The 22437-nt window shown below is 67.1% G+C and carries 21 protein-coding genes and 1 pseudogene; 14 read left to right on the forward strand and 8 right to left on the reverse strand.

What is annotated here, in order from left to right; all coding sequences use genetic code 11:
* The first annotated feature begins 66 nt into the window (after nt 1-66).
* The 6 genes from C7T91_RS24845 to C7T91_RS24870 all read left to right on the forward strand — a co-directional run bounded on the left by C7T91_RS24845 (nt 67) and on the right by C7T91_RS24870 (nt 5037).
* The gene (locus C7T91_RS24845; RefSeq protein ID WP_145963013.1) at nt 67-408 is read left to right on the forward strand and encodes a hypothetical protein; all 342 of its coding nucleotides are present in this window, start codon (nt 67-69) and stop codon (nt 406-408) included.
* Nucleotides 409-453: 45 nt separating this feature from the next.
* Nucleotides 454-1152, forward strand: a complete 699-nt coding sequence (locus C7T91_RS24850) for a L,D-transpeptidase (protein WP_108262149.1) — start codon at nt 454-456, stop codon at nt 1150-1152.
* Between the two features lie 496 nt (nt 1153-1648).
* Nucleotides 1649-2443 carry a MarC family protein gene (locus C7T91_RS36960; RefSeq protein WP_161556096.1) on the forward strand — a complete coding sequence of 265 codons (795 nt, stop codon included), beginning with the start codon at nt 1649-1651 and terminating at the stop codon, nt 2441-2443.
* A 605-nt stretch (nt 2444-3048) separates the two neighbouring features.
* Nucleotides 3049-4041, forward strand: a complete 993-nt coding sequence (locus tag C7T91_RS24860) for an isopenicillin N synthase family dioxygenase (RefSeq protein ID WP_108262153.1) — start codon at nt 3049-3051, stop codon at nt 4039-4041.
* A 405-nt stretch (nt 4042-4446) separates the two neighbouring features.
* Nucleotides 4447-4635: a hypothetical protein gene (locus C7T91_RS24865; RefSeq protein ID WP_108262155.1), complete on the forward strand. Its 189-nt coding sequence runs from the start codon at nt 4447-4449 to the stop codon at nt 4633-4635.
* A 60-nt stretch (nt 4636-4695) separates the two neighbouring features.
* On the forward strand, nt 4696-5037 hold the full coding sequence (locus C7T91_RS24870) for a TfoX/Sxy family protein (RefSeq protein WP_108262157.1): 342 nt from the start codon (nt 4696-4698) through the stop codon (nt 5035-5037).
* 7 nt (nt 5038-5044) lie between these two features.
* On the opposite strand, the gene C7T91_RS24875 is transcribed toward C7T91_RS24870, so the two are convergent.
* Together C7T91_RS24875 and C7T91_RS24880 are read right to left on the reverse strand one after the other, a co-directional pair.
* Nucleotides 5045-5311 carry a hypothetical protein gene (locus tag C7T91_RS24875; protein ID WP_108262159.1) on the reverse strand — a complete coding sequence of 89 codons (267 nt, stop codon included), beginning with the start codon at nt 5309-5311 and terminating at the stop codon, nt 5045-5047.
* A 300-nt stretch (nt 5312-5611) separates the two neighbouring features.
* Nucleotides 5612-7313: pseudogene (locus C7T91_RS24880) on the reverse strand (ABC-F family ATP-binding cassette domain-containing protein); the annotation flags it as partial.
* A 169-nt stretch (nt 7314-7482) separates the two neighbouring features.
* Here C7T91_RS24880 and ndk point away from each other — a divergent pair.
* The 3 genes from ndk (at nt 7483) to C7T91_RS24895 (ending at nt 9542) form a co-directional block, all read left to right on the forward strand.
* A complete protein-coding gene (gene ndk / locus C7T91_RS24885; RefSeq protein WP_108262161.1) occupies nt 7483-7947 on the forward strand; it encodes a nucleoside-diphosphate kinase in 465 nt (154 codons plus the stop codon).
* A gap of 26 nt (nt 7948-7973) precedes the next feature.
* Nucleotides 7974-8390 carry a hypothetical protein gene (locus C7T91_RS24890; RefSeq protein ID WP_108262163.1) on the forward strand — a complete coding sequence of 139 codons (417 nt, stop codon included), beginning with the start codon at nt 7974-7976 and terminating at the stop codon, nt 8388-8390.
* A gap of 132 nt (nt 8391-8522) precedes the next feature.
* Nucleotides 8523-9542 carry a ribose-phosphate pyrophosphokinase gene (locus tag C7T91_RS24895; RefSeq protein ID WP_108262165.1) on the forward strand — a complete coding sequence of 340 codons (1020 nt, stop codon included), beginning with the start codon at nt 8523-8525 and terminating at the stop codon, nt 9540-9542.
* Between the two features lie 275 nt (nt 9543-9817).
* Here the strand turns inward: C7T91_RS24895 and atpC are convergent, their stop codons facing one another.
* The 6 genes from atpC to C7T91_RS24925 all read right to left on the reverse strand — a co-directional run bounded on the left by atpC (nt 9818) and on the right by C7T91_RS24925 (nt 15753).
* Entirely contained in the window at nt 9818-10213 is a 396-nt protein-coding gene (gene atpC, locus C7T91_RS24900) for an ATP synthase F1 subunit epsilon (protein ID WP_108262167.1), read from the reverse strand.
* 11 nt (nt 10214-10224) lie between these two features.
* A complete protein-coding gene (gene atpD / locus C7T91_RS24905; protein WP_108262169.1) occupies nt 10225-11643 on the reverse strand; it encodes a F0F1 ATP synthase subunit beta in 1419 nt (472 codons plus the stop codon).
* A gap of 25 nt (nt 11644-11668) precedes the next feature.
* On the reverse strand, nt 11669-12544 hold the full coding sequence (locus C7T91_RS24910; RefSeq protein WP_108262171.1) for a F0F1 ATP synthase subunit gamma: 876 nt from the start codon (nt 12542-12544) through the stop codon (nt 11669-11671).
* Nucleotides 12545-12565: 21 nt separating this feature from the next.
* The gene (atpA, locus tag C7T91_RS24915) at nt 12566-14104 is read right to left on the reverse strand and encodes a F0F1 ATP synthase subunit alpha (RefSeq protein ID WP_108262173.1); all 1539 of its coding nucleotides are present in this window, start codon (nt 14102-14104) and stop codon (nt 12566-12568) included.
* On the reverse strand, nt 14104-14670 hold the full coding sequence (locus C7T91_RS24920; protein WP_108262175.1) for a F0F1 ATP synthase subunit delta: 567 nt from the start codon (nt 14668-14670) through the stop codon (nt 14104-14106). The genes atpA and C7T91_RS24920 overlap by 1 nt, the downstream gene beginning before the upstream one ends.
* Nucleotides 14671-14928: 258 nt before the next feature.
* Complete coding sequence (locus tag C7T91_RS24925) at nt 14929-15753, reverse strand: class I SAM-dependent methyltransferase (protein ID WP_108262177.1); 825 nt, start codon at nt 15751-15753, stop codon at nt 14929-14931.
* 61 nt (nt 15754-15814) lie between these two features.
* Here C7T91_RS24925 and gloB point away from each other — a divergent pair, with 61 nt between their 5' ends.
* From gloB to C7T91_RS24955, 5 genes are all read left to right on the forward strand, one after another.
* Nucleotides 15815-16582: a hydroxyacylglutathione hydrolase gene (gene gloB, locus C7T91_RS24930; protein WP_108262179.1), complete on the forward strand. Its 768-nt coding sequence runs from the start codon at nt 15815-15817 to the stop codon at nt 16580-16582.
* A 191-nt stretch (nt 16583-16773) separates the two neighbouring features.
* Nucleotides 16774-19098, forward strand: coding sequence for an ATP-dependent Clp protease ATP-binding subunit ClpA (clpA, locus tag C7T91_RS24935; RefSeq protein WP_108262181.1), 2325 nt, complete (start codon nt 16774-16776; stop codon nt 19096-19098).
* Nucleotides 19099-19631: 533 nt separating this feature from the next.
* Nucleotides 19632-21077, forward strand: coding sequence for a Rieske 2Fe-2S domain-containing protein (locus tag C7T91_RS24945; RefSeq protein WP_236638504.1), 1446 nt, complete (start codon nt 19632-19634; stop codon nt 21075-21077).
* A gap of 5 nt (nt 21078-21082) precedes the next feature.
* Nucleotides 21083-21604: an aromatic-ring-hydroxylating dioxygenase subunit beta gene (locus tag C7T91_RS24950; protein ID WP_108262248.1), complete on the forward strand. Its 522-nt coding sequence runs from the start codon at nt 21083-21085 to the stop codon at nt 21602-21604.
* A gap of 330 nt (nt 21605-21934) precedes the next feature.
* On the forward strand, nt 21935-22396 hold the full coding sequence (locus tag C7T91_RS24955; RefSeq protein ID WP_161556097.1) for a MarR family winged helix-turn-helix transcriptional regulator: 462 nt from the start codon (nt 21935-21937) through the stop codon (nt 22394-22396).
* Nucleotides 22397-22437: the final 41 nt, after the last annotated feature.

Consider the following 22437-nt stretch of genomic DNA (forward strand, 5'->3'; position numbering starts at 1 on the left):
CAACGTTCCGCGCAGCGGTTCCACGGGGAACTGGCTCCGCGCGCCGGACGTAGTATGATCATGCCCATGTCGCTGCTTCGCACCGCACTGATCCATCTGCTCCTGGTCGCGCTCCTTCCCTGGGGCGCCTGGGTGCATGCTGCCCGCACCGCCGGGGAGCTGCCGCTCCGCACACATGCGGAGCGGGTGGAGACGCGCGCGCCGCTGGCCCCGAAAAGCGTCTCGACCCTGAGCCGCTGCCGGATCGCCGGCCTGCCCGGAACCGCCTGTGCCTTCGACCCCGGCACGCTGGTCGGATCTCCGGAAACCGCACGGCCCGCGGCCCAGGTGCCCCGGCCCGATCCGGATCTGAGGCTCTGGGCGAAGCACGATCCCGCCGGGCTTCTCGACCCGCCGCGGCGTGGCTGATCCGCCGCAACACGACCATCAGATCAGTTCATGAGAGATCCCCAAATGATCACCCGACGTTCCTTCCTCGCCACGGGAGCCGCCGCGAGTCTCGCCGCCTGCGCCCAGCCAAAAACCGTCCAGCCGATCGCCCAGCCCCAGGCGTTCCGCGAAGCGACCCCGAAGCTTCCGGAATTCTACGGCGCGGTGGATGACAAGTTCTTCATCCCCGCCGTGCCCGAAGGCGTGGTGCCGCAGCGCCTGTGGCGCCAGGTGGTGGCCAACCCCTTCCCGGAATACGCGGAAGGCACCATCGTCGTCGATCCGGATGCGGGCTACCTGCACCTGATCCAGGAAGAGGGCAACGCGCTGCGCTACGGCGTCGGCACCGGCGCCGCGGGCCGCGAATGGGACGGCGATGCGGTGGTCCAGTTCACCCGCTCCTGGCCGCGCTGGACGCCCCCCGACACGCTGATCGCGCGGATGCCGAAATACGAACCCTATTCGGCGGCCAATGGCGGCATGGATGGCGGCCCGGGCAACCCGCTGGGGGCGCGTGCCCTCTACCTCTTCCAGGACGGCCGGGATACGCTCTACCGCATCCATGGCGGCTGCGAGCCGCAATATCTCGGCAAGGCCGTATCCTCGGGCTGCATCCGCATGCTCGACCAGGACGCGATCGACATCCAGACCCGGGTGAAGCAGCACGCCACCGTCGTGGTGCTGCCCTCCTACAAGACCGGGATCGACGTTCCGGTCTACTGACCGGCGACTGATGCGCGCACGTCCCGGACGGGGTCCGGGGCGCCGCCCGCCGCCCCGCCGCTTGACAGGCCGGACCCGCCCGCCAAAGCTGGTCCGGCAGCAGCGGCCGGAGCGGACATGCCGAGCGACCTTCCCATTGCGGACCTCCAGGCCCCGAGAGGCCGGATCGACTCCGTGATCGACCGCCCCGGCGCGACCCAGGGCCTCTGCGCGGGCGCGTTCCTCCTGACTGACCTTGCCGATCCGGGCCGGACCCGCCCGGCCCTGTCCGCAATCTTGCCGCCCGGCATGCTGCGCCATGCGGCGCTCAGGACCCGGACTGGTCGGCAGGATGCATCCCTTGCGGGCATTGAAGCTGGGCCCGCCCCCCGAGACTGCCGGACCGCCCGTGCCGCCTTGCGCGCGCTCGGCATCCCGGAGCCCGCCGCATGGGCCAGGCAATTCGACGTCCCCGCCGGTCCGGCAGGGGCCGCCATCGCAGGAATGGGCTGACCGCATGGATCCCGCCACCTTCATCGCCGCCTTCACCACGCTCTTCGTGATGATCGACCCCGTCGGGCTGGCGCCGATCTTCATCGCGCTGACCCAGGGCATGGACAAGCGCCACCGGATGCAGATCGCCGCGCGCGCCTGTGCCATCGGCCTTGCGATCCTCGTGCTCTTCGCGCTTGTCGGCATGCCGCTCCTCGAAGCGATGGAACAGCAGCAGCCCGCCGGCGATGCGGAAGGCCGGCAGCGTGATGCCGGATGCGGATGCCGACGGGTACTATGCGCTTCTAACGACAAGGATCGGCACCCTATGACCCCCGTTCGCCTCATTCTCACCGGCGGGACCTTCGACAAGGTCCATGACACCCGCACCGAAGGGCTGGCCTTTCCCGAGGACGGCCATTCGCAGGTGCCGGATCTGCTGAAGAACGCGCGCTGCCACCATCCGGCGGTGACCGAGCTGCTGCAGATGGACAGCCTGCATTTCACCGATTTCGAGCGCGAGCTGATCCTGAATGCCTGCCGGGACGCGGAGGAGACCGCTCTGGTCGTCACCCATGGCACCGGCACGATGGGCGCGACCGCACGCCATCTCGAAGGCAAGATCCCCGGCAAGACCGTGGTGCTGACCGGCGCGATGCGGCCCTATTCGCTCGGGCGCTCGGACGCGGCCTTCAATCTCGGCGGCGCGATCGTGGCGGCGCAATGCCTGCCCGAAGGCATCTGGGGCGTCATGAACGGCCGCATCTTCCCAGCAGCGAAGCTGGAGAAGAACATCGAGACCGGGCGCTTCGACGCCTGACCCGGCCATTCCGGGGGAGCGCGGCCGCCGCTCTCCCGGACCCGCTGCCGCCGCAGGCCCCCGTCGCGCAGCCGTCAATGCTCCGGGCAGATCCGCCGCCGGGCCATCGCCTTGCCGCACCGCCGCGCCTCCCGGGCAGCCGGAGCAGCGGACGGATTTCCGCCGTCTCCGCGCCGGAACCGGCGCGCGCGGCAAGAAAATGCCGGAGCGTGCCAACGCACTGCCCCGCGAAGCACCGGGAACTGCTTCGGAGAAAAACCTTTCCTTTACCAAGCCTTAACCCCTGCTCCGGTGCCGCGCATCTGGTCGCCAGGGGCATTCACGAACGTTAACAGTGCAATCTTTGAACATATTCGAAGTTTTGATGCCGATTTTCGCGGCGCCGGAAAAAGCCGGGCGCCGCAGCCGCGGCCGGCGCTGGTGCTGCACTGCAGGAAGGCGCATATTCGGGGTGTCGGCTAAGCGGCGGCGCACCGCAACCTCCTCCCTTCACGGCACGCCGCCGCTTGACCGGCACGACATCGCGACTTGGCACATGCCGGAGTAGAAGCAGTCAGGCGCCCGCAGGGGCCGGGTCATTGCTCCGTTACGGAGACGACCGACACATGACCAGCATGCAGGAACTCGGGCGCGAGGCCCGGATCGGCGGCGAAGGCTCGGAAAAGGCGCGCGAGGTCGCGCTGATCGACCTCGGCGATTACGACAGCCGCAAGGACGAGATCGCCGAGGCGCTCTGGCAGGCCGCCACCGGGCTCGGCCTGTTCCAGATCACCGGCCACGGCATCCCGATGGCGCAGATCGAGGAGGCCTTCGCGCTCTGCGAGGCGTTCTTCGCCCTGCCCGAGGCGCAGAAGGCGGCGCTGCCGCTGCGGCCCGGCACCAATGCGGGCTGGGAATTCAAGAGCCAGGTCCGCCCCTCGACCGGCACGCCGGACCAGAAGGAAAGCTACCAGATCACCCGCCCGCGCATGGCCGGTCTCTGGCCCGCCGAAGAGGCGATCCCCGGCTTCCGCGCCAAGATGCTGGCCTTCGAGCGCGCCAACTGGGAGGTCGCGATGAAGGTGCTCGACTGTTTCGCGCCGAAGCTCGGCTTCGCGCCCGGCTTCTTCGAGGGCGCGCATGACCCCGAGAGCCCGGAATACCAGTCGACGCTCCGGCTGATCCACTACCTGCCGATGACCGAGGCGAAGCCCGAGGACTTCAAGGGCTGGCGCGCCAGTGCCCATACCGATTTCGACTGCCTGACGCTCCTGCACCAGAAGACCGGCCAGGGAGGGCTGCAGGTCGCGCCTGGATCGGAGGCCGAGACCGGCGAATGGACTTCGGTCGAGCCGGTCACCGGGGTGATCACCTGCAATATCGGCGACATGCTGATGCGCTGGTCCGACGACCTGCTGCTGTCGAATCCGCACCGGGTGCGGATGCCGCGGCCGGAGGAATATCTCGGCCCGCGCTATTCGATGCCGTTCTTCGCCCAAGCCAACCGCGATGCCGTGCTGCAGGGGCCGAAGAAGACCTATCCGGCGATCACTGCCGCCGATTACATCAATGAGCGGATCCGCGCCAACTACGAGGCGCTCCAGGCCCGGAAAGCCTGATGTGCCAAGGGGATGGCCGCGCATGCCGCGGCCGCCTCCGGCACCGGAAATGACCCATCGGTAAACGGAACCGGCACAACTCTACGGACCTGCCCCGGAACCGCCGCATTCCTGTCACGTTGCCTCCCCGAAGCAGCGCCATAACGGCCCTGCAACCCAATGGAGGAACCAGCCATGCCGACCGAGAAAAGCCAGAAGACCGTCGTCCCGGAAACCAAGCAGACCGCCGCCGATCCGCGCAAGACCGGCAGCCGCAAGCAGATTTTCTTCGACTGGGCGGCCATCTGACCCGACCCGCCCGGCCTGCACCCCGCGCCGCCTGTCCGGCGCGGGCCGGTTGCCCGAAGGGAACCAGGGCCGCCTTCCGCCGTTGACCTGCCACGCAACAGGGAGACCGCAGGAAAAATGAGTTCGTCCCTCATCGCCGACCATGTCGACCAGAATACCAGCCTGGCCGAAATTTCGTCCTTCGACGAGTTCAAGGCCTATGTCATCGCCAACCGCGCCGAGATCGAGCGCAAGCTCCTGCTGACCGTCATGAGCATCCTGATCAAGGAAGCCTGGTCGCTCTACAAGGAGAAGCGCGGCCTCTGATGCGGCTTGCCCCGCCTCCGCATTCCCGGCATTGTGCCCGCGGGAACAGACGGGGAACAGATGCCGACACCGATTTCCGAGCTGCGCAACCTTGGCCCCGCCATGGAAAGCGCCTTCGCCGCCGCAGGCATCGGCTCTGCCGAGGAGCTGCGCGAGATCGGCACCGACGCGGCCTATGCCCGTCTCCTCGCCAATGGCGCGCGGCCGCATTTCATTTCCTTCTACGTGATCGAGATGGCGCTGCAGGGCCGCCCCTGGAACGACTGCAAGGGCGCCGAGAAGGACGCCCTGCGCAAGCGCTTCGACCGGATCAAGGCGGGCACCGCCGCCAATGACCGCGGGGCGCTGCGCGCGCTCGACCGCATCCTCGACGAAATCGGCGTGATCCCGAAGCGCGGCTGAACCGCCGTCAGCTCCGGAAGAACGCCTCGGCCTCGGCAAGCGAGCCGCAGACCCGGGCCTCGACGCGGCCGCCGAATTTCGGCAGCGTGCCCGCCTCCCACCCGGCCATCCAGGCGGTGTCCTGCCCGGTCTCCGGCAAGGGCGGCAGCAGCACGAATTTCCGCAGCGGCGACGCAAGGACGGCGGCGCGGAACTCCGGGCCGCTCACCCAGGCGCAATCGGCCTCCGACAGCGCCCGCGGCGAGCCCGAAACATCGGCCAGCCAGTTGCGCACCCCATTGGGCCTGCCTCCAGCCGAGCGCCGCGGGAGCGGCAGCGCGGACCCGCGTGCCTTCGTCATATTCGCTGAACCACTGCAGGCAGACGGCCGCGAGATCGGGTCGGCAGCTGATCTCGACCAGCCCCTCGGCCGCGTGAATCACCGTCCGGTCCATGGCCGCCCCTCCTGCCGCGCCAGCCTGGCAGGAGACGCCCGCAAAAGCAAAGGCCGCGCCCGGGAAGGCGCGGCCCTGACTGTCATCCCGTCGGGATCAGGCGGCGGTTCAGCCGACCAGCTCGAGACCCGAGAAGAAGTCGCCAGCTTGTCCTGCATCTCGGTCAGCTTCTCCACCCGGGCCTCGCATTTGCGGACCTCCGAGCGCAGCGCCAGCAATTCGTCGCGCGAGGCGCGCTTGGGGGCCTTCGGCTTCTCGGCAGGCGGCTTGGCGGGCGCGTCCGCGGTNCAGCACGAAGGCGCGGTAGGCCTCGAGATCCTCTTCGTAGGGCGCGACCGCCCCGTCCTTCACCAGCCACAGCCGGTCGGCGACGAGGCTGAGCAGGTGCATGTCGTGGCTGACCAGGATCACCGCGCCCGAGAAGCCCGCCAGCGCCTCGACCAGCGCCTCGCGGCTCTCCATGTCGAGGTGGTTGGTCGGTTCGTCGAGGATCAGCATGTGCGGCGCGTCGAGCGTGGCCAGCAGCAGCGACAGGCGCGCCTTCTGCCCGCCCGAGAGGCGGCGCACCTCGGTCTCGGCCTGCTCGGCCATCAGACCGAAGCCCGCCAGCCGCGCCCTGAGCTTGCCGGGCATCTCGCCCGGACGCTCGCGCTGCAGGTGCTGCAGCGGGGTTTCCTCGGGCACCAGCTCGTCGAGCTGGTGCTGGGCGAAATAGCCGATCCTGAGCTTCGAGGACTTCGCCATCTTGCCCGCCATCGGCTCGAGCCGCCCGGCCAGCATTTTCGACAGGGTCGACTTGCCCTGGCCGTTCTTGCCGAGGAGCGCGATCCGGTCGTCCTGGTCGATCCGCAGGTTCANGCTTCGAGAGCACCGCGCGCCCGTCATAGCCGACCGCGCCGCCCTCGATATTGATGATCGGCGGGCTCAGCTCGTCGGGCTGCGGGAAGGAGAAGACGNCGCGATTTCGCCTCTTCGGGGGTAGAGATCGTCTCCATCTTCTCCAGGAGCTTCACCCGGCTCTGCGCCTGCTTGGCCTTCGAGGCCTTGGCCTTGAAGCGGTCGACAAAGGCCTGAAGATGCGCGCGGCGCGCTTCCTGCTTCTTGGCCTCTGCCGCCTGCACCGCGCGCGCGGCGGCGCGCTGGCGGGCGAAGCTGTCGTAATTGCCCTGCCAATAGGTCAGCTGGCGGTTCTCCAGATGCAGGATGCCGCCCACCGCGCGGTTCAGGAGCCCGCGGTCATGCGAAATGATGATGACGGTATGCGGGTACTTGGCCAGGTAGCTTTCCAGCCAGAGCGCGCCCTCGAGGTCGAGATAGTTGGTCGGTTCGTCGAGCAGCAGCAGGTCGGGCTGGGCAAAGAGCACCCCCGCCAGCGCCACGCGCATCCGCCAGCCGCCGGAGAAGTCCGAGCAGGGCATGCGCTGCTGTTNCGTCGTCGAAGCCGAGGCCCTTGAGGATCGAGCTGGCGCGGCCCTCGGCCGACCAGGCGTCGATATCGGCGAGCCGGGTCTGCACCTCGGCGATCCGCGCCGGATCGGTCGCGGTCTCGGCCTCGGCCATCAGCGCGGCGCGCTCGGTATCGGCGGCCAGCACGGTGTCCAGAAGCGAGGTCGCCGAGGCCGGGACCTCCTGCGCCACGCCGCCGATGCGCGAGCGCGAGGGCAGGGTGATGGCGCCGCCTTCCAGCGTCAGCTCGCCCCGGATCAGCCGGAACAGCGTGGTCTTGCCGGTGCCGTTGCGGCCGACGAGGCCGACCTTGTGGCCGGTGGGAATGGTGGCGGAGGCGTCCTCGATCAGCGGGCGGCCTTCGACGGAATAGGAGATGTGCTCGATTTTCAGCATGGCGCTCTGGTGACGCATTGCCGGGTGAACGTCAATCTGAGCTTTTCAAGCCGCAAGCAGCATGGTAGCGGCAACGCNCAGATTGGCCGGGGNCAACCTCCGGCTGACGCTGNCTCCGCCCGCTCCTCCGGGATGGTCGGAACGGCACCTACTTCATGAGGACTATGATATGGCCACCGAGCGCACCCTGTCGATCATCAAGCCCGACGCAACCCGCCGCAACCTGACCGGCAAGATCAACGCCAAGTTCGAGGAAGCAGGCCTGCGCATCGTCGCCCAGAAGCGCATCCACCTGTCCAAAGCCCAGGCCGGCGTCTTTTACGCGGTGCACAAAGAGCGTCCGTTCTACGACGAACTGTGCGAATTCATGGCGTCCGAGCCGGTGGTCGTGCAGGTGCTGGAAGGCGAAGGCGCCGTCGCGAAGAACCGCGAAGTGATGGGCGCAACCAACCCGGCAGAAGCCGAAGCCGGCACCGTGCGCGCCGAATTCGCCCTGTCGATCGGCGAAAACTCCGTCCACGGCTCCGACGCTCCGGAAACCGCGGCTGTCGAGATCGCCTCGCCGCTTTTCCTCCGCACCCGGCGCAGTGTCGCGCTCAGCCCGTTCGGCGCGGCCTGGCTGTCGACGCGCTGAGCTTCGGCGGCACCAAGAACGGGCTGATGGGCGCGGAGGCGGCGGTGTTCTTCGACCCCGCCCTCGCCCGCGATTTCGCCTTCCGCCGCAAGCGCGGCGCGCATCTCTTCTCCAAGCACCGCTACCTCGCTGCGCAGATCGCCGCCACGCTCGAGGACGGGCTGTGGCTGGAGACCGCCGCCGCTGCCAACGACGCCGCCCGGCAGCTCGAGGCCGGGCTGCTGGCCACCGGCAAGGCCGAGATCCTGTTCCCGCGCGAGGCCAACATCCTCTTCGCCCGCTGGCCGCGCAGCCTCCACCGGAGGCTGAAGGCGGCAGGCGCGCAATACTACATGGACGGCGCCCTCGACGGCGGCGGCCCCGACGACCTGCTAGCCGCCCGGCTGGTCTGCGACTGGAGCGCCGACCCCGCCGCGACGGATGGCTTCCTCGCGCTCTTCTGACGCGGTAGATCTGCGCCAAGGGGTGTTGCAATCCCGTCCGGCCGCCCCAGGGCGCTTTGCCTTTGCCGGACCGGGTGATAACTGACGCTCGAATTGCGAATCCGAACTGTCCCGACTGCCAAGGACCCTCCCATGCCGACCAGCAACGAACCGAAGATCATCGCAGGCAACGCCAACAAGCGCCTCGCCAATGCCGTCGCCCGCCGCATGTCCATGCACCGCGGCATGAATGTCGAGCTGGTGGATGCCCGCGTCGAACGCTTCAACGACGGCGAGATCTTCGTCGAGGTCTTCGAGAACGTCCGCGGCGAGGATGTCTACATCCTGCAGCCGACCTCGCGTCCGGCCAATGACAACCTGATGGAGCTCCTGATCATCGCCGATGCGCTGCGCCGCTCCTCCGCCGCGCGCATCACCGCCGTGATCCCCTATTTCGGCTATGCCCGCCAGGACCGCCGCACCAAGTCGCGGACCCCGATCTCGGCCAAGCTGGTCGCCAACATGCTGACCGAGGCCGGCGTGTCGCGGATCGTGACAATGGACCTGCATGCCGCGCAGATCCAGGGCTTCTTCGACATCCCGGTGGACAACCTCTATGCCGCGCCGCTGTTCGCGCTCGACATCATGGAGAACTTCAAGGACGACATCGACGGCATCACTGTGGTGTCGCCGGACGTGGGCGGCGTGGCCCGCGCCCGCGAATTGGCCACCCGCATCGGCGCGCCGCTGTCGATCGTCGACAAGCGCCGCGAAAAGGCCGGCGAAGTCGCCGAGATGACCGTCATCGGTGACGTGCAGGACCAGATCTGCATCATCGTGGACGACATGTGCGACACCGCCGGGACGCTCTGCAAGGCCGCAGAGGTGCTTCTGGAAGCCGGGGCGCGCGAAGTCCACGCTTACACCTCGCACGGCGTCCTCTCCGGCCCGGCAGTGGAGCGCGTGACCAATTCCAAGCTGAAGAGCCTCGTCATCACCGACTCGATCGAGCCGACCCAGGCGGTGCTCAACACGCCCAACATCCGCATCGTGCCGACCGCACCGCTCTTTGCCCAGGCAATCCTGAACACCTGGAACGGCACCTCGATTTCCTCGCTGATCGACGTCAAGACGCTGGGCCCGATCTACGAAGGCCTCTACGGCCAGCACTGAGCCGGAAAAAAGCTCCGGTCCCTCGGGGACCGGAGCTGTTCCTATCGGAAAATGCCTTGTCCGACGATTAGCCGGACTTCGTCACGATTCTGTAAAGGCAGCCGGATTACTTCGGGACATCCCGCTCCTTTCCCCTCACCGCATCGCTGCCCTGCGCCCCGGCCCGGTCTTCTCCGCGCCGGTTTTTTCATGTCCGGCCGTCCGTTCCCTGCCCTGTGCGCAAAGAAAAAGCCCCGCCGGTGGCGGGGCTTCGTGCAGCGCGGCCTCGGCGGCGCTTACTGCATGTTCTCGAGCAGGTGCACGAAATCGTAGACCAGTTCGGTCGCCGTGTCGCGCTCCGGACCCTTGGCTGCCTCTGCGGCGGCGCGGGCCTGGGCCAGCTCCGCCTCGACGGCGGCGCGGCCCTCGGGGCCTTTCTCGAAGGCCTGCTCGGCCAGAACGGTGGCGCCTTCCGCGGAGATGTCGGCGAAACCGCCGGTCACCGCGAATTCCAGCACCTCGCCGTCGGCCGTGACGGTCAGGATCCCCGGCTTCAGTGTCGTGATCATCGGCCAGTGCCCCGGCATTGCCGTGAGCTCGCCCTCAGATCCCGGCAACTGGACCGCGGTCACCTTGAGCGAAGCGAGGCTCCGCTCAGGCGAGACCAGGTCGAATTGCATGGTGTTTGCCATCTATCCGGTCCTTACGCCGCTTCCGCGGCCAGCTTCTCGGCCTTGGCGATGACCTCTTCGATGCCGCCGACCATGTAGAAGGCCGATTCCGGAAGATGGTCGTACTCGCCCGCAACCACGGCCTTGAACGACTTGATGGTGTCTTCCAGGGCAACCTGGACGCCGTCCGAACCGGTGAAGACCTTCGCAACGTCGAAGGGCTGGGAGAGGAAGCGCTGGATCTTCCGGGCGCGCGCCACGGTCAGCTTGTCCTCTTCCGACAGTTCGTCCATGCCGAGGATCGCGATGATGTCCTGCAGCGACTTGTAGCGCTGGAGGATCCCCTGCACGTCACGGGCAACCTGGTAGTGCTCTTCGCCGATCACCGCCGGGTCGAGGAGGCGCGACGAGGAGTCGAGCGGGTCCACGGCCGGGTAGATGCCGAGCTCGGAGATCGCGCGCGACAGAACGGTGGTTGCGTCGAGGTGCGCGAAGGTCGTTGCCGGTGCCGGGTCGGTAAGGTCGTCCGCCGGAACGTAGACGGCCTGGATCGAGGTGATCGAGCCGTTCTTGGTCGAGGTGATGCGTTCCTGCATCGCGCCCATGTCGGTTGCCAGCGTCGGCTGGTAGCCCACAGCGGAGGGGATGCGGCCCAGAAGCGCCGACACCTCGGAGCCCGCCTGCGTGAAGCGGAAGATGTTGTCGACGAAGAACAGGACGTCGGTGCCGGAGGCATCGCGGAACTGCTCGGCCAGGGTCAGGCCGGTCAGCGCGACGCGGGCACGGGCGCCCGGCGGTTCGTTCATCTGGCCGTAGACCAGCGCCACCTGCGAGTCGGACAGGTTGTCCGGCTTGATGACGTTGGATTCGATCATCTCGTGGTAGAGGTCGTTGCCCTCGCGGGTCCGCTCGCCCACGCCGGCGAACACCGAGTAGCCCGAGTGCACCTTCGCGATGTTGTTGATCAGTTCCATGATCAGAACGGTCTTGCCGACGCCTGCGCCGCCGAACAGGCCGATCTTGCCGCCTTTCGCGTAGGGCGCGAGCAGGTCGATCACCTTGATGCCGGTGACCAGCACCTCGGAGGTGGTGGCCTGCTGCTCGAAGGTCGGTGCGGGCTGGTGGATCGCGCGGGTCTCGGTCGCTTCGACCGGGCCCTGCTCGTCAACCGGCTCGCCGACGACGTTCAGGATGCGGCCCAGGGTGGCCGGGCCGACCGGAACCGCGATGGGCGCGCCGGTATCCTCGACCGCCTGGCCGCGGACCAGACCTTCGGTCGCGTCCATGGCGATGCAGCGCACGGTGCCTTCGCCGAGGTGCTGCGACACTTCGAGGACCAGCTTCTTGCCCTGGTTCTCGGTGGTGATCGCGTTCAGGATCGCCGGCAGGTGATCGTCGAACTGAACGTCGACCACGGCGCCGATGACCTGGGTGACTTTGCCAATTGCCATTGTTGTGTGTCTCCGGTTCGTTCGGTCAGAGCGCCTCGGCGCCCGAAATGATTTCGATCAGCTCGCTGGTGATGACGGCCTGGCGGGTGCGGTTGTACTCGATCGACAGCTTGTCGATCATGTCGCCCGCGTTCCGGGTCGCGTTGTCCATCGCGGACATCCGCGCGCCCTGTTCCGAAGCCGCGTTCTCCAGGAGAGCCGCGAAAAGCTGGGTTGCGACGCCGCGCGGCAGCAGGTCGGCCAGGATGGCCTCTTCGCTGGGCTCGTAGTCGTAGATCGTCGAGACGGCGCCCTCCTCGGGAGCGTCGTAGCTCGCGGGGATGATCTGCTGCGCGGTCGGCTTCTGGCTGATGACGCTCTTGAACTCCGAGTAGAAGATCGTCGCCACGTCGAACTCGCCCGCGTCGAAGCGGCCGAGCAGGTCCTTGGCGATGGCCGCGGCATTGCCGTAGCCCAGCTTCTTCACCTCGGACATGTCGATATGCCCGATCATCATGTCACCGTAGTCGCGGCGCAGCTGCTCGCGGCCCTTCTTGCCGACGGTGAGAATCTTCACCGTCTTGCCGGCGATCTTCAGCGCTTCGATCCGCGTCCTTGCGAGCTTGACGATCGAGGAGTTGAAGCCGCCGCAGAGGCCGCGCTCGGAGGTCATGACGACGAGCAGCTGCACGTCATCCTTGCCGGTTCCCCTGAGCAGGAGCGGCGCGTTGTCCGCGCCGCCCACCGATGCTGCCAGCTGGCCGAGCACCGCGTTGAACCGCTCCGTGTAGGGGCGGGCCGCTTCGGCACTCTCCTGGGCGCGGCGAAGCTTCGCCGCGGCCACCATCTGCATGGCCTTCGTGATCTTCCGGGTCGATTTGACCGAGGAGATCCTGTTCTTCAGATCCTTGAGGCTTGGCATAGGTCCTGTCCCATCCAGCCCTTAGGAGAAAGTCGCAGCGTATTCGTCGAGAGCCGCCTTGATCTTGTCCGCCAGCTCGTCCTTCACCTTGCGGTCGTTCTTGGTGATGTCCTCGAGCAGCTCGGATTTCTGGTTGCGCAGGAAGGCCAGCAGGCCCGCTTCGTAGCGGCCCACATCGCCGACCGGCACGCTGTCCAGGTAGCCGTTGGTGCCCGCGAAGATCACGCAGACGATTTCCGCGTTGGTCAGCGGCGCGTATTGCGGCTGCTTCATCAGCTCGGTCAGACGCGCACCGCGGTTCAGCAGGCGCTGCGTGGCGGCGTCGAGGTCGGAGCCGAACTGGGCGAAGGCGGCCATCTCGCGGTACTGGGCGAGCGACAGCTTGACCGGGCCGGCAACCGAGGACATCGCCTTGGTCTGGGCCGAGGAGCCGACGCGCGACACCGACAGGCCGGTGTTCACGGCCGGGCGGATGCCCTGGTAGAACAGTTCGGTTTCGAGGAAGATCTGGCCGTCGGTGATCGAGATCACGTTGGTCGGGATGAACGCCGAAACGTCGCCGCCCTGGGTCTCGATGATCGGCAGCGCGGTCAGCGAGCCTGCGCCGAACTCTTCGTTGAGCTTCGCGGAGCGCTCCAGCAGGCGGGAGTGCAGGTAGAAGACGTCGCCCGGATAGGCTTCGCGGCCCGGCGGACGGCGCAGCAGCAGCGACATCTGGCGGTAGGCGACGGCCTGCTTGGAGAGGTCATCGTAGATGATCAGCGCGTGGCGGCCGTTGTCGCGGAAGTACTCCGCCATCGCGGTCGCGGCGTAGGGCGCGAGGAACTGCATCGGCGCCGGGTCGGACGCGGTTGCGGCAACGACGATCGAGTATTCGATCGCGCCGGTTTCCTCGAGCTTCTTCACCAGCTGGGCAACGGTGGAGCGCTTCTGGCCCACGGCGACGTAGACGCAGTAGAGCTTCTTCGACTCGTCGTCGCCGGCCGCTTCGTTGTAGGACTTCTGGTTCAGGATCGCGTCGAGCGCCACGGCGGTCTTGCCGGTCTGGCGGTCGCCGATGATCAGCTCGCGCTGGCCGCGGCCGATCGGGATCATCGCGTCAACGGCCTTCAGGCCGGTCGCCATCGGCTCGTGCACCGATTTCCGCGGGATGATGCCCGGCGCCTTGACGTCGGCGATGCGCTTTTCGGCGGCCTCGATCGGGCCCTTGCCGTCCAGCGGGTTGCCGAGCGCGTCGACCACGCGGCCCAGCAGCGCGTCACCGGCGGGAACGTCCACGATCTCGCGGGTCCGCTTGACGGTGTCGCCTTCCTTGATGTCCTGGTCGGAGCCGAAGATCACGACGCCGACGTTGTCGGCTTCGAGGTTCAGCGCCATGCCCTTGATGCCGCCCGGGAACTCGACCATCTCGCCGGCCTGGATGTTGTCGAGGCCGTAGACGCGGGCGATGCCGTCGCCGACGGACAGCACGCGGCCGACCTCGGCAACTTGCGCTTCCTGCCCGAAGTTCTGGATCTGCTCCTTGAGGATCGCAGAAATTTCTGCCGCCTGGATTCCCATTATCCGACCTCTTTCATTGCGTTCTGGAGGTGTGCAAGCTTCGACTTGACCGACGTGTCGATCATCTTCGAGCCCACCTTGACGATGAGACCACCGATCAGGGACTGATCGACGGTCATGTTCACTTTGACGATTTTGCCGATCTTCTCGTGGATGGCGAAGGCCAGCTCATCGATCTGCTCGGCGCTGAGCTCGGTGGCGCTGACCACCTCTGCGGTGACCTCGCCCTTCTCTTCGGCGATCATCGCCTGCAGCTGCGCGATGAACTGCGGCAGCACGAACAGGCGGCGCTTGGAGGCCATCAGGCCGAGCGTGTTCACGAGCATCGGCGACAGGTCCATCTGGCGGGCGACCGCCATGATGGCATTGCCCTGCTCGGACCGGCTGTAGACGGGCGAGAACACCATCGCCGAGAGCTCGGCGCTGTCCTCCAGCGCCGCCGCGAGCGCGTCCACATCGGATTCGAGGTTCGGTATCTGGCCGGCTTCCTTGGCCAGGTCAAACACGGCCGTGGCATAGCGCTCGGCAATGCCAGAGGAGATCGCTGCTGGTTCGGACACGTCCACCCTTCCGCATGATGGCCCCGGTCCCTTTGGCAGGACATGGGGCGGTCTGAGGCCCCTCCCGCAGTCGGGGCCGCCAAAATTATGGGGGAAGTATCAAAGCCGGCGTCGCCAAGCAACCAATCAAAAATGAGACATGGATCCGCGAAATTACGCTAATTCAGAAGCTTAGCGCTGGGTGCGACCCTATGGACAGGCAAAGGAAACCAAAAGGTTAAGCTATCACGCCGCCGTGTTAGCGCTCGCCGCAGCGTCAAGCGTTCAGATATGATGCCGCGGTTGATGCGTGAAGGCCGGCGCCGCCCCCTTCCCCTGGGTCCGGGAATCACTGCGCCGGTTCGGCAGCGGACCGGCGACCGGCTTCGGCAGGGCATCGAGGATCTGCAGCGGGCGGCGCAGCTCGCCGCGCACCGGCCTGCCGCGCGGCGCGAAGACCCGCTTGGAGGCTTCGAGCATCAGCACCCCGCCGGCATAGCGGTTCGACAGGCTGCGCCCGACCTGGTTCCACATCGCCCCCGTGCGCAGCCAGAAGCGGCGGTGCGAGGGCGGCTGGAACAGGGTCACGGTATGCGCCTCAGGGACGAAGCCGAAGGGTTTCAGCTGCGCCTCGAGCTGGCCGAGGCTGTAGGGTCGCCCGAAGCCGAAGGGCGTCTGGTCCGAGCGCGCCCAGAGCCCGGCGCGGTTCGGCACGATGAAGAGCACCCTGCCCCCCGGCCCCAGCACCCGGTGGCATTCCTCGAGCAGCGCGGCCGGCGTCTCGGTGGTCTCGAGCCCGTGCATCACCACCAGCTTGTCGACCGCCCCGGTCGAGACCGGCCAGGCGGTCTCCTCGCAGAGCACCGAGACATTCGGCATCCCCGCGGGCCAGGGCATCACCCCCTGCGCCGAGGGCATCAGCCCGACCACCCGCCGCGCATCGGCAAGGTAGGGGCGCAGGAGCGGCACGGCGAAGCCGAAGCCGGCCACCGTCTGGCCCTTGGCCTCGGGCCAGAGCCGCTGCACCTGGCCGCGGATCGCCTTCTGGGCGGCGCGGCCCAGGCTCGTCCGGTAGTAGAAATTCCGCAGGTCGAGCACATCAAGGTGCATTGCGCCTAGTCCTCAGATCGGTGACCCTCGGCATACCATAGCGACATCCGTGAGCCTTTCCATGCCCCTGACCCTCGTCACCGTTCCCTGCCTCAGCGACAATTACGCCTATCTCGTCCATGACCCGGCGACCGGCGCCACCGCCGTGGTCGACGTGCCCGAGACCGGCCCGGTCGAGGCCGCCCTGGAGGAGCGCGGCTGGACGCTCAGCGACATCTGGATCACCCATCACCATCACGACCATATCGGCGGCGTCGACGCGCTGCGCAAGGCCACCGGCGCGCGGGTGACCGGAGCGCGGGCCGACGACCACCGGCTGCCGCAGCTCGACACCGCGGTCGAGCCCGGCGACAGCTTCGCCTTCGGCGGCGAGACGGTCGAGGTGATCGACGTCTCCGGCCACACGGTCGGGCACATCGCCTTCCACATTCCCGGCGCGGAGATGGCCTTCACCGGCGACAGCCTGATGGGGCTGGGCTGCGGACGGCTCTTCGAGGGCGACGCGGAGATGATGTGGAACAGCCTCTGCCGCCTGCGCAGCCTGCCAGGCGCCACGATGATCTGCTCTGGGCACGAGTACAGCCAGTCGAATGCCCGCTTCGCGCTGACCATCGACCCGGAGAACGCGGCGCTGGCCGAACGTGCGGCCGACATCGCCTCGAAACGTGAAGCAGGCACCCCCACGGTGCCCGTTGCGTTAACCTTGGAGCAAGAAACCAACCCTTTCCTGAGGGCAGACCTGCTGTCCCTGAAGGCTGCCCTGGACATGGCGGAGGCCCCCGACGCGGCGGTTTTCGGCGAAATCCGGCGGAGAAAGGACTCCTTTTGACTAGAAATGCGCCAAACGGCACTTAATTAATCAGTGATGACGTATGCGGAATGCCTCCTCCGTGCCAAGGCGGAATTAGACGAAATTGCCACTTGAAGCGGAGCGAAGAAAACCGAACTTTAAACATACGAGGTCACCGTTCGGCTGGGGCCCCCGGTCCCGTCCGACCCTTACTATAAGGAGCACGGAGCGTGCCTTCATTCTCGACTACCCTCGAACAGGCAATCCACGCGGCTCTTGCCCAGGCAAACAGCCGCCGTCATGAACTGGCCACGCTGGAGCACCTGCTCCTCGCGCTCATCGACGAACCGAACGCGGCCAAGGTCATGCAGGCCTGCGGGGTGGATCTCGAGGCACTGCGAAAGACCCTGATCGAATTCATCGACGAGGAACTCTCGACGCTGGAGACGGATGTCGAGGGCTCCGAAGCCGTGCCGACAGCGGCCTTCCAGCGCGTGATCCAGCGCGCCGCGATCCACGTGCAGTCCTCGGGCCGCACCGAAGTGACCGGCGCCAACGTCCTGGTGGCGATCTTCGCGGAGCGCGAATCCAACGCCGCCTATTTCCTGCAGGACCAGGACATGACCCGCTATGACGCGGTGAACTTCATCGCCCATGGCGTCGCCAAGGATCCGTCCTTCGGCGAATCCCGCCCGGTTTCCGGCGCGAACGACTACGAGGAAGAAGCCCAGACGACCCAGGAAACCGCCGAGAACAAGGAATCGGCCTTGGCAAAATATTGCGTCGATCTCAACGCCAAGTCGCGCAAGGGCGATGTCGATCCGCTGATCGGCCGCGATTCCGAGGTGGAGCGCTGCATCCAGGTGCTGTGCCGCCGGCGCAAGAACAACCCGCTCCTGGTGGGCGACCCCGGTGTCGGCAAGACCGCCATCGCCGAGGGCCTGGCGCGCAAGATCGTCAACGGCGAGACCCCCGAAGTCCTCGCCTCGGCGACGATCTATTCGCTCGACATGGGCGCGCTGCTGGCCGGCACCCGCTACCGCGGCGATTTCGAGGAACGCCTGAAGGCCGTCGTCACCGAGCTGGAGGCGCATCCCGACGCAATCCTCTTCATCGACGAGATCCACACGGTGATCGGCGCCGGCGCGACCTCGGGCGGGGCGATGGATGCCTCGAACCTGCTGAAGCCCGCGCTGCAGGGCGGCAAGCTGCGCTGCATGGGCTCCACCACCTACAAGGAGTTCCGCCAGCATTTCGAGAAGGACCGCGCGCTCTCCCGCCGGTTCCAGAAGATCGACGTCAACGAGCCGTCGGTGGATGACGCCGTGAAGATCCTCAAGGGCCTGAAGCCCTATTTCGAGGAGCATCACGACATCAAGTACACCGCCGACGCGATCAAGACCGCGGTCGAGCTCTCGGCGCGCTACATCAACGACCGCAAGCTGCCCGACAAGGCGATCGACGTGATCGACGAGGCCGGTGCCGCGCAGCATCTGGTCGCCGAAAGCCGCCGCCGCAAGACCATCGGCGCCAAGGAGATCGAGGCCGTCGTCGCCAAGATCGCCCGCATCCCGCCGAAGAACGTCTCCAAGGACGATGCGGAGGTGCTGAAGGATCTCGAAGGCACGCTGAAGCGCGTCGTCTTCGGCCAGGACAGCGCGATCGAGGCCCTCGCCTCGGCGATCAAGCTGGCCCGGGCCGGCCTGCGCGAGCCCGAAAAGCCGATCGGCAACTACCTCTTCGCGGGCCCGACCGGCGTCGGCAAGACCGAGGTCGCCAAGCAGCTCGCCGATACTCTGGGCGTGGAACTGCTGCGCTTCGACATGTCGGAATACATGGAGAAGCACGCGGTGTCCCGCCTGATCGGCGCGCCTCCGGGCTATGTCGGCTTCGACCAGGGCGGCATGCTGACCGACGGCGTCGACCAGCACCCGCATTGCGTGCTGCTGCTCGACGAGATCGAGAAGGCGCATCCGGATGTCTACAACATCCTGCTGCAGGTGATGGATCACGGCAAGCTGACCGACCATAACGGCCGCCAGGTGGATTTCCGCAACGTCGTGCTGATCATGACCTCGAATGCGGGCGCCGCGGAACAGGCGAAATCGGCGATCGGCTTCGGCCGCGACCGCCGCGAGGGCGAGGACACGGCCGCGATCGAGCGGACCTTCACGCCCGAATTCCGCAACCGCCTCGATGCCGTCATCAGCTTCGGCCCGCTGCCGCGCGAAGTCATCCTGCAGGTGGTGGACAAGTTCGTCCTGCAGCTGGAAGCCCAGCTGATGGACCGCGGCGTCACCATCGAGCTCACCCCCGAGGCGGCCGCATGGCTGGCCGACAAGGGCTATGACGACCGGATGGGCGCCCGCCCGCTCGGCCGCGTCATCCAGGAGCACATCAAGAAGCCGCTGGCCGAGGAGCTCCTGTTCGGCAAGCTCGCCAAGGGCGGCACGGTCCGCGTCGCCGTCAAGGACGACAAGATCGAGCTGGAAAGCATCCCGCCGCAGAACCCGCGGCTCTCGGGCAACAAGCCGCCGCTGCTCACCGCGGATTGATCCGCTGCGGGGCAGCGCAGCCCTCCTGATCCTCGCCCTCGCACCTGCCGGTGCGGGGGCGTTTCAGCTTGGATGGCCGGTGGATTGCACGCCCGGCGACAGCTGCCACATCCAGAACTACGTAGACCGCGATCCCGGTCCGGAGGCCCGCGATTTCGCCTGCGGACCGCTGAGCTATGACGGCCACAAGGGCACCGACATCCGGCTTGCCACCGAGGCCGTTCTGGACCGCGCCCCCCCTGAAATCCGCGCAGCCGCCCCCGGCACGGTCATCGCCATCCGGGACGGGATGCCCGACCAGCTCCTGAACACGCCCGGCGCGCCGCCGCTCGGGGAGATCGCCGGGCGCGAATGCGGCAACGGCGTGGTGATCCGGCACGATCGCGGCTGGCAGACCCAGTACTGCCACATGGCGCGCGGCTCCGTCGCCGTCGCGCCTGCTGGGCCTGCCGCTGGAGGCAGCCGAGACGCCCTGGTTCTGGTCCGACCTCTTCGGCGGCACGCTGCAGATCGCCGGTACTCCGGGGCCGGATCTGGCCACGGTGCACCGCGACGGCGAGGCGCCCGCCTTCTTCTGCCTCGATGCCGCCGGCCGCGTGGCTGCCGTCATCGAATTCGGCGACCCCGCGCTCCTGCGCCTCGGCCGCCGCCTGATCGCCTCCGGACAGCCGGTCGACCCGGCGCGGCTCGGCGATCCCGATATCGAGCTTTCCCTGATCGAGGACGACGACATGAAAATGCTGCCCATCGAGAAGCGGTTCACCTGGCCGGCCTCCGGTCTCGACCGCGTGCCGGACTGGGTCTACACCAGCCGGGAGATCTACGACCGGGAGATCGAGCGGATTTTCCACGGCCCGACCTGGAACTATGTGGGTCTCGCCGCCGAAGTGCCGGAAGCGGGCGACTATATCCGCACCAATGTCGGCCCGACCCCGGTGGTGATGGTGCGCGACCACGAGGGCGGCATAAATGTCTTCGAGAACCGCTGCTCGCACCGCGCCGCCGAGTTCTGCCGCGAGCTGCGCGGCAATGCCGAGGAATTCGTCTGCCCCTATCACCAGTGGAGCTATGACCTGAAAGGCAACCTCGCCGGCGTCCCGTTCCGCCGCGGCGTCAATGGCGAGGGCGGCATGGGGCCGGATTTCAACCCCGAGAACCATGGCGTGCGCAAGCTGAAGGTGACCCAGCGCAACGGCGCGGTCTTCGCTTCCTTCTCGGAAGAGGTGGAGTGCTTCGAGGACTATATGGGCGAGGAGATGCTGACCGATTTCGACACGGTCTTCTCGGGGCGCAAGCTGAAGGTGCTCGGCCATTACCGCCACACGCTGATGGGCAACTGGAAGCTCTATCCCGAGAACCTCAAGGATCCCTATCACGCGACGCTGCTGCATACCTTCCTCGTCACGTTCGGGCTGCTGGTCGCGGGCAACAAGTCGGCGATGATCGTCGACCCGAGGGGACGCCATTCGACCATGGCCTCGGCGAAAAGCGACGGCGCCACGGTGTCGGCCGAGAACAAGGCTGAGATGCGCGCATATCGCGACGGGATGGTGCTGGAAGACCCACGGCTGATGACCTTCTTCGAGGAATTCGACAGCCCCTGGTCGGTGACCATGCAGGTGGTCTGGCCCGGGCTGATCGTGCAGCGCGAGATGAACACGCTCGGCGTGCGCCAAATCGTGCCGAACGGGCCGAACGAGTTTACCATGGTCTGGACGATGTTCGGCTATGAGGACGATGACGAGGAAATGACCCGCCACCGGCTGCGCCAAGGCAACCTGATGGGGCCGGCGGGCTTCCTCGGGCTCGAGGACAACGAGGCGATCAAGTTCGTGCAGGATGGCATGCTGAACTCCACCGGGGGCGAGCATCTGGTGGCGCTTGACCCGGAAGTGCCCGCTGGGACTTCGACCACCCTGATTTCCGAGGCGGCGATCAGGGCGATGTACAGGCACTGGCGGCAGGAGATGGGACTGTGAGCAGCATGGCGGACGAAACGGTGGCCTTGGCCGAAGACAGCCGCACGGCAAGGCGCGCGGCCTGTGCCGCGGTGGAAGAGTTCAACGCGGATTACTGCGCAGTGCTCGATGACGGCGACCTGATGGACTGGCCGGACTTCTTCACCGAGGACGCGTTCTACAACATTACCAGCCGCGAGAACTTCGATCACGGCCGGCCGGTCGGGCTGGTCTATTGCGAGGGGCGCGGCATGCTGCGCGACCGGGCGCTGGCGATCGCTAGGACCTCGATGTTCGGGCCGCGCTACCTGCGCCACTACCTGTCCAATACCCGCGTGACCGGGATCGAGCCGGACGGAACGGTCTGCGCCACGGTCAACTACATGCTGATCGAGACGCTGGCCGAGCTCCCCGAGGGGCGGCTGCACCAGGCGGGACGCATGATCGACCGGTTCCGGCCGCAGCCGGATGGCGGGCTGCTGCTGAGCTCCCGCATTGCCATCTACGATACCCTGCTCGTCCCCAACGCGCTGGTGTTGCCGGTTTGATGACCAGCTGGAAGCTCCGCGCCGGAAAGGGCGTGGAGCACTTCCCCATCACCTTGAAGATATTCACGAGGTCTTTTGCCTGTCGGGCACTTGGGCTGAGATTGGGGAAGCGGAAGAAGTCCGGCGATAAGATTGTCTCCGGGGAGGAGCCTGAAGCGCGGCGGATATCCTGACGCCGCAATCGATCCGTGCCACTGGAGAGCAAGAAGAACGTTGCCGCCACGGGCTTCAATTCGAAGGGGCCGGGCCGCTGCTGCTGGGCTGGATGGCCCGCGGCGGCGCTGCTATCGTCTTGCGGCCCGCAAGGGCATGCAAGTGACGGAGGACGGCATGGCCGCGGATCAGGACGAGTTCGACCGGCGGGTCGCCGAATATGATGCAAGGCTGCACCCCGCCCAGCTGGTCCGGCGGGTCCACCAGCGCGGCGCACAGCTCTTTACCCAGAACGTGAAGGCCCCGAACCTTTCGGTCACGCAGTTCGTCGCCCTCGTCACGCTGCTGCGCGAGGGGGCCATGGCGCAAAGCCGCCTCGGCCGCATGACCAGCATGGATCCCTCCACCACCACGGTCGTCGTGCGCAAGCTGGAGAAGGACGGGCTGATCGCCAAGAGCCGGGACCCGGAGGACCAGCGCACCACGGTGCTGACGCTGACCGGGGCAGGGCGGGACTGTGCCGCGGAGCATGTGCCGATCAGCGTCCGCGCCGGAGACGAGCTGCTGGCGCCGCTGACCGAAATCGAACGCGCGCTTTTCCTGGAGCTGCTGCGGAAGCTGCTGGAAGCCGAGGGCTGAGCGCGCGGCGCCCATGCTGCGGGAACTGGTGCGACTACAAA

The sequence above is a fragment of the Mangrovicoccus ximenensis genome, assembly GCF_003056725.1.
Classification (GTDB): domain Bacteria; phylum Pseudomonadota; class Alphaproteobacteria; order Rhodobacterales; family Rhodobacteraceae; genus Mangrovicoccus; species Mangrovicoccus ximenensis.